A 12,215-nucleotide genomic window follows, 5' to 3' on the forward strand; every position below is an offset into this window, starting at 1 on the left:
ATCAAGAGGTTTGCGTCAAAAATCGCGCCTGCGGTGACGCAAACCTCTTGATCAACCAGTTGGGGGGTGGGCGGATTTTCGATTGGGATCGCGCTTCAGGCCTGGGTGGGCTGGTGGGGGGTGAAGGGGGTGCCGAGGTGGGGGGTGGCCAGGACGGTGGGGGAGTGGGTGCGTAGGGCGGTCAGCCGGGAGGTGCGGGCCAGGTCCGGGTCCTCCTCGTGGGCGTATGCCAGGTCGGGGTCGACGAGTTGCACCATGTGCACCAGTAGGTCCCCGGTGAGCAGCATCCGTTCGTCGGCCGAGGTCAGGAGCACCGACTGGTGACCGGGCGTGTGGCCCGGGGTGGGCAGCAGACGTACCGCTGGGGTGAGGGCGGTCTCGCCGTCGACCACCCGGAGCTGGCCGGCGGCGCGCAAGGGCGCGATGAGGCCGGCAGGCAGCCCGGGGTTGAGCGTCTCCGCCGCGTCGAGTTCGGCGCGCTGCAGCAGGTAGCTCGCGTTCGGGAAGTACGGCAGCCCCGTCGTGCCGGTGACCGCCCAGCCGATGTGATCGCTGTGCAGGTGGGTCAGGACGACAGTGTCGACATCGGCGGGGTCGATGCCCGCGGCGGCCAACTCGGCGGGCAGTCGCCCCGGCACGGGCGCCCAACTCGCGGCGGGTGCGTCGGCCGGGCCGATCCCGGCGTCGACCAGCGTGACCGGCCCGTCGCCGACCCGGATCGCAAAGCTGCGGAACGGCAGCCACCACTGCCCGTCGGCGGTCACCGAGCCGGGGTCGCGCCGGTCGGCCTCCGCCCAGTGCCCCGCTGTGGCCTGCGGAAACGCCTCCGCGCGGGGCTGGAAGAAGGCACCCTCGCCGTCGGTGAGTGCGGTGACCGTGATAGACCCGAGGGTGCGGTTCAGTGGCATCGGACGATGATTCCAGGGCATTCCTGTTCCGCGCAGCCCGGTTCCGCCGGCCGGTCGAGGCCGGCTGGGGGCTGCCGGCCCAATTGCAGTACGCTCGTACTGCTTGAGCACGTGTCCCCCGAGAGGAGCGCCGGCCGATGGCGAAGATCAAGGTAAACAACCCGGTCGTAGAACTCGACGGCGACGAGATGACCCGGATCATCTGGAAGCAGATCCGGGAGCAGCTGATCCTGCCCTACCTCGACGTCGACCTGCACTACTACGACCTGTCGATCCAGCACCGCGACGAGACCGACGACCAGGTCACGATCGACGCCGCCAACGCCATCAAGGAGCACGGCGTCGGCGTCAAGTGCGCGACCATCACCCCGGACGAGGCCCGGGTCGAGGAGTTCGGCCTGAAGAAGATGTGGCGGTCGCCGAACGGCACCATCCGCAACATCCTCGGCGGCGTCGTCTTCCGTGAGCCGATCATCATGTCCAACGTGCCGCGGCTGGTCCCCGGCTGGACCAAGCCGATCATCATCGGCCGGCACGCCCACGGTGACCAGTACAAGGCCACCGACTTCGTCGTCCCCGGCCCGGGCACGGTGACCATCACCTACACCCCGGCCGACGGCGGCGCGCCGATGGAGATGGAGGTCGCCAACTTCCCCGGCGGCGGCATCGCCATGGGCATGTACAACTACGACGAGTCGATCCGGGACTTCGCCCGGGCGTCGTTCCGGTACGGACTGGACCGCAACTACCCGGTCTACCTGTCCACCAAGAACACCATCCTCAAGGCGTACGACGGCCGGTTCAAGGACCTCTTCGCCGAGGTGTTCGAAGCCGAGTTCAAGGCCGAGTTCGACGCCGCCGGCATCACCTACGAGCACCGGCTCATCGACGACATGGTCGCCGCCGCGCTCAAGTGGGAGGGCGGCTACGTCTGGGCCTGCAAGAACTACGACGGTGACGTGCAGTCCGACACCGTCGCGCAGGGCTTCGGCTCGCTGGGTCTGATGACCTCTGTCCTGCTCTCCCCGGACGGCCGGACCGTCGAGGCCGAGGCCGCGCACGGCACTGTCACCCGGCACTACCGGCAGTACCAGAAGGGCGAGAAGACCTCGACCAACCCGATCGCGTCGATCTACGCCTGGACCCGGGGCCTCGCCCACCGGGGCAAGCTGGACGGCACGCCGGCGGTCACCGAGTTCGCCAACACCCTGGAGCAGGTCATCGTCGACACCGTCGAGGGCGGCCAGATGACCAAGGACCTCTCGCTGCTCATCTCGCGCGACGCCCCGTGGCTGACCACCGACGAGTTCATGAACGCGCTCGACGAGAACCTGGCCCGCAAGATCGCTGCCTGATCCAGGCGTACCGCGTCAACGAAGCCCGCCGGCACCACTGCCGGCGGGCTTCGGCGTGTCCGGCACCGCCGCGCCGATCGGCGTCACTGCGGCCGGCGCGCCTCGTTGACCAGGATGGACGAGATGCCAGTCGCGTCCAAGGAAGGTTGACCACGGTCGACCCGCGGCACCCGTGCGCCGATCAGCCAGCCTTCCCGGCTGTGCCGTGCACAGCCAGCCGTCCCTTCCCTGCGGGGGGCCCTGTCCCGGGCCCCCCGCGCCCTGTTTCCCGCCAAGCTCATGCCGCGCCGCGCCGCGCCGCGCCGCGCCGCGCCGCGCCGCGCCGCGCCAAGCTCAGGACCCGCGCACCGCAGGGCTGCTCAGGCGGCGCGCAGCAGGTCGGCGGCCCGCTCCGGGGCGATGTCGTTGATGAAGACACCCATCCCGGACTCGGAGCCGGCCAGGTATTTCAGCTTGTCCTGGGCCCGCCGGATGCTGAACAGCTGTAGGTGCAGGTGGCCCAGCTCGCGGTCGACCCGCACGGGCGCCTGGTGCCAGGCCGAGATGTACGGCATCGGCATGTCGAACAGGCCGTCGAAGCGGCGCAGCAGATCCAGGTAGAGCGGCCCGAAGGCGTCCCGCTCGCTGTCACTGAGGGCCGGGATGTCCGGCACCACCCGGTGCGGCGCGACGTGCACCTCGAACGGCCAGCGGGCGGCCGCCGGGACGAACGCCGTCCAGTGTTCGTTCTCCGCGACCACTCGGTCACCGGTGGCGCGCTCGGCGGCCAGCACGTCCGCGTACAGGTTGCCCCCGCCGGTCCGCTCGGCGTGCCGGCGCGCCGCGGCCAGCAGCGCGCGGGTGCGCGGCGTCACGAAGGGGTACGCGTAGATCTGGCCGTGCGGATGGTGCAGCGTGACGCCGATCTCAACGCCCCGGTTCTCGAAGCAGAAGATCTGCTCGACGCCGGGCAGCGCGCCGAGCACCTCGGTGCGGTCGGCGAGGGCGTCCAGCACGGTGCGGACCCGGCGCGGCGGCAGGCTGGCGAAGGAGGCGTTGTGATCCGACGTGAAGCAGACCACCTCGCACCGGCCGAGGCCCGGCCGGACCGGTGTGAACGGGGTGATCTCCCCGGGCTCCTCGGCCACCCGACCGCTCAGCGACGGGAACCGGTTCTCGAAGACCACCACGTCGTAGTCGGGTGCGGGGATCTCGGTCAGCCGGTCGCCCACCGACGGGTCGAGAGGGCACTCGTTCGCCGGCGGGAGGAAGGTGCGGGTCTGCCGGTGCACGGCGACCGCCACCCACTCGTCGGTCAACGGGTCGTAGCGCAGCTGCGACGCGGGGGGAGGCGGCGGCAGGTCCCGGCGGTCCGGCTGGTCGCGGACCGCGTCGTCGCGCTCGTCGAAGTAGATCAGCTCCCGGCCGTCGGCCAGGTCGATCGCGGTGCGCTTCACGGCGCCGTCCCCTCAGTTGTCGGCGTGCGCGTCACGCGGCCCGCCCCTCGCCTTCACCATGATCAGTTCGCCCACCTGTTCGCCGAGTACCCGTCGTGCGGGTGGAGGCAACCGGTCGTCGCTGACCAGTACGTGGGCCGCCGCCAACGCGACGATCGAGGAGATGCCCACCGTGCCCCACTTGGTGTGGTCGGCGAGCACCACCAGTTGGTCCGCCGCGGCCACGAGCGCGCGATCGGTCTCCGCCTCCATCAGGTTCGGGGTGGTGAAGCCGGCCCGCTCGGTGATGCCGTGGACACCCAGGAAGAGCAGATCAAGGTGCAGTGACCGGATGGCCCCGACCGCGAGTGGACCGACCAGCGCGTCCGACGGTGTACGTACGCCGCCGGTGAGCACCACCGTCTGGTCCGGGCGGCCACCGGCGTGCATGATTTCGGCGACCGGCAGCGAGTTGGTGACGACGGTCAGCTCGGGCACGTCCACCAGCCGGCGGGCCAGCTCGGCGGTGGTGGTGCCGGCGGAGAGCGCGATCGCCGCTCCCGGCCGGACCAACTGGGCCGCCCGGTCGGCGATGGCCGCCTTCTCGGGCAGTTGGCGGACCGACTTGGCGTGAAAACCCGGCTCGTCGGTCGAGCTCGGCCCGGTCGTGGTGGCACCGCCGTGCACCTTGGCCAGCAGGCCGCGCTCGTGCAGCGCGTCCAGGTCACGCCGGATGGTCATGTCGGACACGCCGAACTCGCCTGCCAACTCGCTGACCCGGACGCCGCCGGTCGAGCGAACCCGTTCCAGGATGGCCGCCTGCCGCTGTTGAGCGAGCATCAGCCGTGCCTCCCCGGACGTCCACGTACCTCACGCGGTCAAACGTGTTCCAACAAAGATGAACACTAGCGCGTGCCGCTCAGCGGTGGAAGGAACGGGTACGGCGACGCCTCAGGCGGTGGCGATCTTCAGCTCCACCCAACCGGTCTCGGTCAGATGGTGCAGCACGGCCTGCACCGCGTCCGCCACGCTCAGGTCGGTGGTGTCGAGCACCAGATCGGCGTCGGTCGGCTCCTCGTACGGGTCGTCGATGCCGGTCATCCCGGTGAGCAGGCCGGCTCGCGCTCGCGCGTACAGGCCCTTGCGGTCCCGCCGCTCGCACACCTCCAGCGGGGTAGCCACGTGCACCAGCACAAAACCCGATCCGGCGGCGAGGGCCATCTCCCGGGCGGTGGCCCGGGCCGCCGCGTACGGGGCGATCGGACAGCAGATACCCACCCCACGGTGCCGGGCGATCTCGGCGGCCACCCAGCCGATCCGCCGGACGTTGAGATCCCGGTCGGTCTTGCTGAAGCCCAGCCCGGCGGAGAGTTCCCGGCGTACCACGTCCCCGTCGAGCAGGGTCACCGTGCGGTCGCCACTCTCCCGTAACGCGTCCGCCAGCCCTCGGGCGATCGTCGACTTGCCGGAGCCGGAAAGACCGGTCAGGAAGACCACCAGCCCTCGCTGCCGACGCGGCGGCCGGGCCCGGGCCAACTCCCGTGCCACAGCGGGCGGGGTGTGCCACTCCGGTAGCGGGAAGCCCCGGTCGAGCAGGTCGTCGATCTCCGGCTGGGTCAGCGCGAGCCGGCGGTTGCGCGGTGGGATGTCCTCCCGCCAACGCCACTGCCCGTCCCGGTTGTCGTAGGCGAGTTCGCGCGGCACCAGCACCCGCAGCCCGGCGCCGGAGAGCATCTCCCCTGTGGAGAGTAGGTGGGTGACCCCGTACGCGGCCGAGACCCGGGCGCGCAGCAGCGCGTCGCTGATCTCCTCGCGTCGATGCGACAGCGGCACTGCGACCAGGGTGGCGGGTGGCATCCGGTCCCGTGCGGCGAAGATCGTACGGACCAGCGCCTCCGGCGGGAGCCCGTCTGCGCCGCCCTCGCCCACCGGGATCATCACGAGCAGATGAGCGGCCAGGGTGCGGGCGGCGTGGGCGATCTGGGCGAGCTGTGGACGATGCAGCGGCCGGTCGGCGATCACCCCGAGCACCCGGCCCGGGGGCAGCAGCGCACGAACCTCCTCCGGGTTACGCCGCAGTCGCTGGAACGGACCGTGCCCACCGTCGCCCAGCCGCCGAACCTGGCCGCCCACTCCCGCCACGCCCTCGCGGACCGGCCAGACGTCGGCCACGTCCAGGGCGGCCACCGGGGCGCCCTCCCCATCGGTCAGCACGAGCGCCCGGCGGGCCGGGTCGCGCGGATCGAAGCTCTGGGCCAGGGCGGCCGGCACCTGCAGAACGACCGCGACCTGCCACGGTGTGCCGTCGGCCAGTCGGCCGCGTCGGCTGACCGAGACCAGGTCGGCGCGGGTCATGAAACCGGTCAGAGGGGCGTACGCGCCGGTCAGCAGCAGCTCCAGATCCGCGAGCTCACCGGGACGTGGCGTGTACGCCGGTGCGTCCCGTAGCACCTCGTCGGGCAGCACCCAGCCGTTGCTCATCCACACCCCCCACTCGCTGACCGGCACACAGTTTCGCAGCCGACCGCCCATCGGTCGAGGGCGCCACTCCAAGACCCCCGCGGACGGATCAGCGCTTGATCCGCCGGCCTACCGCCGACCGCACCCGGTTCCACACCTTCCGCTCGTCGCGGATCCGGGGTCGAGAGCCGTCGGCCCGGCAGATGAACACCAGCGGCAGTCGGGCGTCCTCGGTCCAGCCCACGTTGGTGATCCGGGCCTTGAGCTGCCAGCTGCCCCTGGTCCGGCCGCCGTTGAGGGCGGCGAAGTCGATCGTGGCGGTGGCCCGGTGCACCAGGTGGACGGTGTCCGCTCCGGTCGTACCGGTGATCCGCTCGGTCTGGAAGGTGTTCGGAATAAAGATCTCGGCACCCGTCTCCCGGTGGCGGGCCACCAGGTCCAGGCGGGCCTTGCGCACCTGCGCGGTGGCGTCGAGGACCTCGGGGGTGACCTCCTCCATCGGCAGCATCAGCACGTCGCGGCCATCGTCGGCGCGGAACCCGACAGGCTGGTCCGCGGCGCGCAGCTCGGCGGCGACGGTCACCGTGACGGCGTGGTCGACACGTTGGAATTCATTGACCGTGCCGTGTGCGGCGATGCCCGCCTCCCAGCGGGCAAGCCTGCGCAGGTCCGCGACGCGCCCCTGCTCCGCCAGGTACGCCACGGCTCGGAGCAGGGGTGGCAGACCACCGGCGACGCCCGGGGCGAAACGGTCCTGGATGATCTTCTGGATCTCCAGCGCGACCTGCTCCAGCCACGCCTCGCGGGCGTTCAGCAGCCGCTTGCCGCGCAGCCGGCTGAGCATCTCGTTGCGCAGCCAGCGCCGGTGCAGCCGGTCCCGCAGCGGACCCGGCTCGGTGTTGGCGTCCACGACGTCCAGCGCCTCCCGCACGCTGGCGAAGTAGCTCGCCGGGTCCAGCTCGCTCGCGGTGACGTTGCGCGCGTCGCCCCGCTGGACGTGGTGGTAGCAGACGTAGTCGGACAGCACTGAGGTGCGCCGGGACAGGAAGTAGGCCCGGATGACCAGTGAGTGGTCCTCCAGCCGACGCTTGCCGCCCTCCGGGAACCGCAGACCATGCTCGTTGAGGAACGACCGCCGGAACAACTTGTGACAGGTCAGGCTGTCGACCAGGGGGGAGTTGTCGAGGGTGGCGTCGAAGCGGTTCTTGCGGAACAGCTCCCGGGGCACGGGGCGTCCGTACCCGGCCATCTTCCCCACCACGATGTCGGCGTCGTTCGCCTTCGCGCAGGCATAGAGCCGCTCCAGTGCCTCGTCGGCGAACCAGTCGTCGTCGTCGGCGAAGAAGACGTACTCGCCGCGGGCGTGGTCGACTCCGAGGTTGCGAGGACGCGACGGCCAGCCGGAGTTCTCGATGTGCAGCACCTTGATGTGCGGGTGCTCGGCGGCCAGCCGGTCCAGCCGCTTCGCGGTGTCGTCGGTCGAGCCGTCGTCGACGAAGATGGCTTCGAACTCGTCGGCGGGCAGCGACTGGCGCAGCAGCGAGGCAGCGAGCTTCTCGATGTGTGGGCCGCAGTTGTACGCCGGCACCACGACGCTCACCTTGGGGACGCCCACCTCGGCCATCAGGATCCCTCCCGCGTCGTCGGTCGATCACCAGGCGGGTCGACGCCTGGTGAACGGGAGGTGAATGGTGTCACCCTGGACGGGTCTTTCCCAAGGCGGGGTCGGGTCGAACGCGGGACCGGCGGAAACGTCCCGGGAGCCTTCAGCGGGGGACCTTAGGGGTCCGGCGGGGAAAGGATCAGGGGAGTGCCGGGGGCGTGCCGGTGTCCCTGCTGGGCATCGACTCCCTACGCTGGGCGCGTGACACTGATCGCGACCCAGTCGCTCACCAAGACGTACGGAGGTCGGGTCACCGCGCTGGCCGACCTCACCGTCGCCGTCGAGCCCGGGATCATCGGCCTGGTGGGCGCGAACGGCGCCGGAAAATCCACCTTGATCAAGATCCTGCTCGGCCTGATCGCACCAACCAGCGGTCAGGTCTCGGTGCTCGGCATCGACCCGACCGCAGACCCGACGGCTGTCCGCAACCGGGTCGGCTACATGCCGGAACACGACTGCCTCCCACCGGACCTGTCCGCCGCCGAACTGGTCACCCACCTTGGTCGAATGAGCGGCCTTCCCCGCACCGCGGCTCGCGAGCGGGCCTCGGAGGCACTGCGGCACGTGGGGCTCTACGAGGAGCGCTATCGCCCGGTCGGTGGCTACTCGACCGGCATGAAGCAGCGCGTCAAGCTGGCCCAGGCGCTGGTGCACGACCCCGACCTGCTGTTGCTGGACGAACCGACCAACGGCCTGGACCCGGCCGGCCGCGACGCCATGCTGGCCCTGGTGCACCGGATCGGCACCGAGTTCGGCATCTCCGTGCTGGTCTGTTCGCACCTGCTCGGCGAGGTGGAGCGGATCTGCGACACGCTGATCGCCATCGACGGCGGCAAACTGCTGCGCGCCGACAACATCTCCGCGATGACCTCGGCCACCGACGTGCTCGCCGTGGAGGTCAGCGAGGGCACCGAGGAGCTCGCCGCCCGGCTCGCCGAGCTGAAACTGCCTGTCGCCCGGGACGGGCGACTGCTCCTCGTGCCGCTCGCCGACGACGGCACCTACGACCTGATCCTCGGTGCGGTCGCCGAACTGGACCTGCCACTACACCGACTGGACCAGCGCCGGCACCGGGTGGCCGAACTCTTCGCCACGAGGGAGCTCGCTCATGCCTGAGCCGTCCACCGCCACCGTGCGCCCCACGCCGGCCGGCGTCATTCACGACATCGGCTATCAACGCTACGAGGGCCCGAGGCTCGGCCGCCGACAGGTCTTCGGCGCGCTCTACCTGCACGGTCTGCGTACCGCGTTCGGGTTCGGTCGCAGCGCCAAAGCCAAGATCTTCCCGTGGCTGGTGGTCGGCATCGTGTCTCTGGTCGCGGTGGCCCTGGCCGCGATACGCAGCCAGATCGGCGAGCCGGTCGCCACGTACGCCCAGTTCGCCGACGCGATGAGCTGGCTGGTCATCTTCTTCGTCGCGGTCGTCGCCCCGGAGTTGGTCTCCCGGGATCTGCGCAGCGGCGTGCTGCCGCTGTACTTCTCCCGGCCGCTGCCGCGTTCCGACTACGCGTTGGCCAAGCTGCTGGCGCTGGTCACCGCACTCTGGCTGCTGCTCGGCGGGCCGCAGCTGCTGATGTTCCTGGGCGCCGCGTTCACCACCAAGCAGGGCATGCGCGGGGTGTGGAACGAGCTGCTCGACCTGCTGCCCGGGCTGCTCTACGCCGGGCTGTGGGCGGTGGTCTTCGCCTCGGTCGGCCTGCTGGTCGCGTCGCTGACCGGCAAGCGCGCCTTCGCCGCCGGCGGCGTGGTCGCGGTCTTCCTGATGACGACCCCGATCGTGGGCGTGCTGAGCATCCTGCCGTCGCGCGCCGCCAACGAGCTGGCCGGGCTCGCCTCCCCCTCCACGCTGGTGCAGGGGGTGGGCATCTGGTCGCTGGGTGACCTGCTGGTCGAGGGCGATCCGGGCGAGATGATGATCGGCGGGTTCGGCCCGGTCTACGCCCTGGCAGCGGTGCTGCTGGTCGCCGGCGCGACCGCCCTCCTGCTGGCCCGCTACCGGAAGGTCGCCTCCTGATGAGCACGCTGAGCCTGACCGGGGTGTCCCGGTGGTACGGCAACGTGGTCGCGGTCAACGACATCAGCATGGCCCTGGGGCCGGGCGTGACCGGGCTGCTCGGCCCGAACGGCGCAGGCAAGACCACGCTGCTGCACATGATGGCCGGGTTCCTCGCCCCGTCGCGCGGCACCGTCACCCTCGACGACGAGCCGACCTGGCGCAACCCCGACGTCTACCGGCGGCTGGGGCTGGTCAGCGAGCGGGAGGCGGTGCAGGGTTTCCTCACCGCGTACGAGTTCGTGCTGGCCAGCGCGAAGCTGCACCGGTTGCCCGATCCGGCGGCCGCGGCCCGACGGGCGATTGATCTGGTGGAGCTGGAGTCGGCGCAGGACCGCCGGATCGGCACGTACTCCAAGGGCATGCGCCAGCGTGCCCGGGTGGCCGCCGCGCTGGTGCACGATCCGCAGGTGCTGCTGCTCGACGAGCCGTTCAACGGCATGGACCCGCGCCAGCGGCTGCACATGATGCAGCTGCTGCACACCCTGGGTGACGCTGGCCGGACGATCCTGTTCAGCTCGCACATCCTGGAGGAGGTCGAGCAGGTCTCCGGAACGGTGCAGGTGATGGTGGCCGGCCGGTTGGCCGCCTCCGGCGACTTCCGGACCATCCGCCGGTTGATGACCAACCGCCCGCACGTCTTCGCGGTGCGCTCCACAGATGACCGGGCGTTGGCCGTCGCGTTGATCGCGGAGGCGTCGGTGAGTGGGGTCGAGTTGGACCCGACCGGCTTGACTGTGCGGGCCGGTGACTACGGCGCGTTCACCCGGGCGCTGCCCCGGATCGCGCTGAACAAAGGCATCCGGGTGCGCCAGTTGGTGCCGTCCGACGAGTCCCTGGAGAGTGTCTTCTCCTACCTGGTGGAGGCCTGACATGTCGACAGTTACCTGGATCACCGCGCGCGGGTTGTTCGGCCGACGTCGGTTCCTGCTGCTGCTACCGCTGCCGTTGGTGCTGCTCGGGCTGGCCGTGCTCTGCCGGTCGCTGGGAGTGGACCCGGGCCAGTGGGGGCCGCCGGTGCTGGTCGGCCTCGGGCTGGCCGTGGTGCTGCCGGTGGTTGCGCTGATCATCGGAACGGGCGTGCTGGGCGCCGAGATCGACGACGGCACCGTGGTGCACATCCTGACCAAGCCGCTGCCGCGCTGGCAGATCGTGCTGCCGAAGCTCGCGGTGGCCGCCGGGGTCACCGCGGTGACCGTGGCGGTGCCGCTCTACGTGGCGGGCGTGCTCGCCGATTCGGTACGCCTCGGACTGGCGCTGGCGGTCGCGGCGGCGCTCGGCGCGCTGGCGTACTCGGCGTTGTTCCTCGCGCTCAGCCTGGTCACCAGACGGCCGGTGCTGCTCGGGCTGGTCTATGTGCTGATCTGGGAGGGGCTGCTGGGCAACTTCGTCAGCGGCACCAAGGTGCTCTCCATCCAGCAGTACGTGATCGCCCTCGCCGACCGGATCGCCCCCACCGGGCTGCTGGAGACCAGCGTGTCGGTGCCGGTGGCGTCGGTGATGACCGCGCTGGTCAGCGTCGGCTTCACGGTGCTCGCCATCGACCGCCTGCGTTCGTTCAGCGTGGCTGGCGAGACGAGCTGACAGCCGTGCGAGACGCTGTTCCGGCCAGCCCCCGCGCGGCGGTAGGGCTGGCCGGATGGACCGGTCGGGCCACCTCGGGCCAGGCTGGTGGACGTGAGCGTCGAAGCGGAGCGGACGTCGTTGGCTGAGCCATACTCCCGGAGCAGCCGGCCGTGGCTGACCAGCCTGGCCGTCGCCGGGCTGGCCTGTGCCACGGTCGCCACGGCGGCTCAGGGCAGCGGCCAGTTCCACTGGTGGGCGGTGTTCATCCTGATCCCGGCCGCGTTGATCGCGGCCAGCGGTGGGCCGTTGCTGGCTCGCGGTGGCGGCCGGGCCTTCGCCGGGTACATGCTCGCCTGCGTCGGCACGATGGTCTTCGCGGTCGGCGCGCTGCTGATGTTCGGCGTGATGGGGCGGGGTTGGCCGCTCATGGTGGTGCTGCCCTGCCTGGCGGTGGCCGGCACCTACGGCTGGCGCGCGGCCCACCCGCTGGCCCGGGGCCTGCACCGGGCGGTGGCCCTGCTCGCGCTGACCGGAGCACTGCTCGGTCTGACCCTGCAACTGATCCGGGTGGAGCTGATCCACCTGGAGACCGGTTGGTGGGGTGCGTTCCTGATGCTGGCCGGGGCCATCGTGCTGGGCAACGCGGGGGAGTTGACCCGGCACCGGATGCCGTACCGCCTCCAGGCGATCACCCTGCTGGTCGGGCCCGCCGTGATCGCGTTCCTGCTCGGGCTGCGCTTCCTGCGCGGCTGGTGACCCGCCGGTCCGCCGCCGCCCGAGCGGGCGGCGGCGGAC

The 12,215-nt window shown here is 71.0% G+C and carries 11 protein-coding genes; 6 read left to right on the top strand and 5 right to left on the bottom strand.

Translation table 11 applies throughout. The features are described 5' to 3' along the window. Window positions 1-95: 95 nt before the first annotated feature. The gene (locus FB453_RS09030) at window positions 96-908 is read right to left on the bottom strand and encodes an MBL fold metallo-hydrolase (protein WP_145789086.1); all 813 of its coding nucleotides are present in this window, start codon (window positions 906-908) and stop codon (window positions 96-98) included. A 137-nt stretch (window positions 909-1,045) separates the two neighbouring features. Here FB453_RS09030 and FB453_RS09035 point away from each other — a divergent pair, with 137 nt between their 5' ends. Next, window positions 1,046-2,263 carry an NADP-dependent isocitrate dehydrogenase gene (locus tag FB453_RS09035; protein ID WP_091406326.1) on the top strand — a complete coding sequence of 406 codons (1,218 nt, stop codon included), beginning with the start codon at window positions 1,046-1,048 and terminating at the stop codon, window positions 2,261-2,263. 359 nt (window positions 2,264-2,622) lie between these two features. On the opposite strand, the gene galT is transcribed toward FB453_RS09035, so the two are convergent. The 4 genes from galT to FB453_RS09055 all read right to left on the bottom strand — a co-directional run bounded on the left by galT (window position 2,623) and on the right by FB453_RS09055 (window position 7,762). Next, the gene (galT, locus tag FB453_RS09040) at window positions 2,623-3,699 is read right to left on the bottom strand and encodes a galactose-1-phosphate uridylyltransferase (RefSeq protein WP_145789088.1); all 1,077 of its coding nucleotides are present in this window, start codon (window positions 3,697-3,699) and stop codon (window positions 2,623-2,625) included. A gap of 12 nt (window positions 3,700-3,711) precedes the next feature. After that, the gene (locus FB453_RS09045) at window positions 3,712-4,518 is read right to left on the bottom strand and encodes a DeoR/GlpR family DNA-binding transcription regulator (protein WP_145789090.1); all 807 of its coding nucleotides are present in this window, start codon (window positions 4,516-4,518) and stop codon (window positions 3,712-3,714) included. Window positions 4,519-4,629: 111 nt separating this feature from the next. Beyond that, the gene (gene cysC / locus FB453_RS09050) at window positions 4,630-6,159 is read right to left on the bottom strand and encodes an adenylyl-sulfate kinase (protein ID WP_112583809.1); all 1,530 of its coding nucleotides are present in this window, start codon (window positions 6,157-6,159) and stop codon (window positions 4,630-4,632) included. Window positions 6,160-6,247: 88 nt separating this feature from the next. Next, window positions 6,248-7,762, bottom strand: a complete 1,515-nt coding sequence (locus tag FB453_RS09055) for a glycosyltransferase family 2 protein (RefSeq protein ID WP_145789092.1) — start codon at window positions 7,760-7,762, stop codon at window positions 6,248-6,250. A 240-nt stretch (window positions 7,763-8,002) separates the two neighbouring features. On the opposite strand from FB453_RS09055, the gene FB453_RS09060 reads away from it, so the two are divergent. From FB453_RS09060 to FB453_RS09080, 5 genes are all read left to right on the top strand, one after another. Further along, window positions 8,003-8,917, top strand: a complete 915-nt coding sequence (locus FB453_RS09060) for an ABC transporter ATP-binding protein (RefSeq protein ID WP_145789094.1) — start codon at window positions 8,003-8,005, stop codon at window positions 8,915-8,917. Beyond that, entirely contained in the window at window positions 8,910-9,815 is a 906-nt protein-coding gene (locus FB453_RS09065; protein WP_145789096.1) for an ABC-2 transporter permease, read from the top strand. Before FB453_RS09060 ends, FB453_RS09065 begins: the two co-directional genes overlap by 8 nt. Beyond that, a complete protein-coding gene (locus FB453_RS09070) occupies window positions 9,815-10,726 on the top strand; it encodes an ABC transporter ATP-binding protein (protein ID WP_091406310.1) in 912 nt (303 codons plus the stop codon). Before FB453_RS09065 ends, FB453_RS09070 begins: the two co-directional genes overlap by 1 nt. Before the next feature lies 1 nt (window position 10,727). Next, on the top strand, window positions 10,728-11,438 hold the full coding sequence (locus tag FB453_RS09075; RefSeq protein ID WP_112583758.1) for an ABC transporter permease subunit: 711 nt from the start codon (window positions 10,728-10,730) through the stop codon (window positions 11,436-11,438). 93 nt (window positions 11,439-11,531) lie between these two features. After that, window positions 11,532-12,176: a hypothetical protein gene (locus tag FB453_RS09080; RefSeq protein WP_112583808.1), complete on the top strand. Its 645-nt coding sequence runs from the start codon at window positions 11,532-11,534 to the stop codon at window positions 12,174-12,176. Window positions 12,177-12,215: the final 39 nt, after the last annotated feature.

The organism is Micromonospora sp. CNZ322 (assembly GCF_007827755.1).

What these genes read in the sequence shown, in the direction of transcription:
- FB453_RS09075 (WP_112583758.1), top strand. Translation starts at nt 10,728, where the DNA reads ATGTCGACAGTTACCTGGATCACCGCGCGCGGGTTGTTCGGCCGACGT.
- FB453_RS09045 (WP_145789090.1), bottom strand. Translation starts at nt 4,518, where the DNA reads ATGCTCGCTCAACAGCGGCAGGCGGCCATCCTGGAACGGGTTCGCTCG.
- FB453_RS09065 (WP_145789096.1), top strand. Translation starts at nt 8,910, where the DNA reads ATGCCTGAGCCGTCCACCGCCACCGTGCGCCCCACGCCGGCCGGCGTC.
- FB453_RS09030 (WP_145789086.1), bottom strand. Translation starts at nt 908, where the DNA reads ATGCCACTGAACCGCACCCTCGGGTCTATCACGGTCACCGCACTCACC.
- FB453_RS09055 (WP_145789092.1), bottom strand. Translation starts at nt 7,762, where the DNA reads ATGGCCGAGGTGGGCGTCCCCAAGGTGAGCGTCGTGGTGCCGGCGTAC.
- cysC (WP_112583809.1), bottom strand. Translation starts at nt 6,159, where the DNA reads ATGAGCAACGGCTGGGTGCTGCCCGACGAGGTGCTACGGGACGCACCG.
- FB453_RS09070 (WP_091406310.1), top strand. Translation starts at nt 9,815, where the DNA reads ATGAGCACGCTGAGCCTGACCGGGGTGTCCCGGTGGTACGGCAACGTG.
- FB453_RS09035 (WP_091406326.1), top strand. Translation starts at nt 1,046, where the DNA reads ATGGCGAAGATCAAGGTAAACAACCCGGTCGTAGAACTCGACGGCGAC.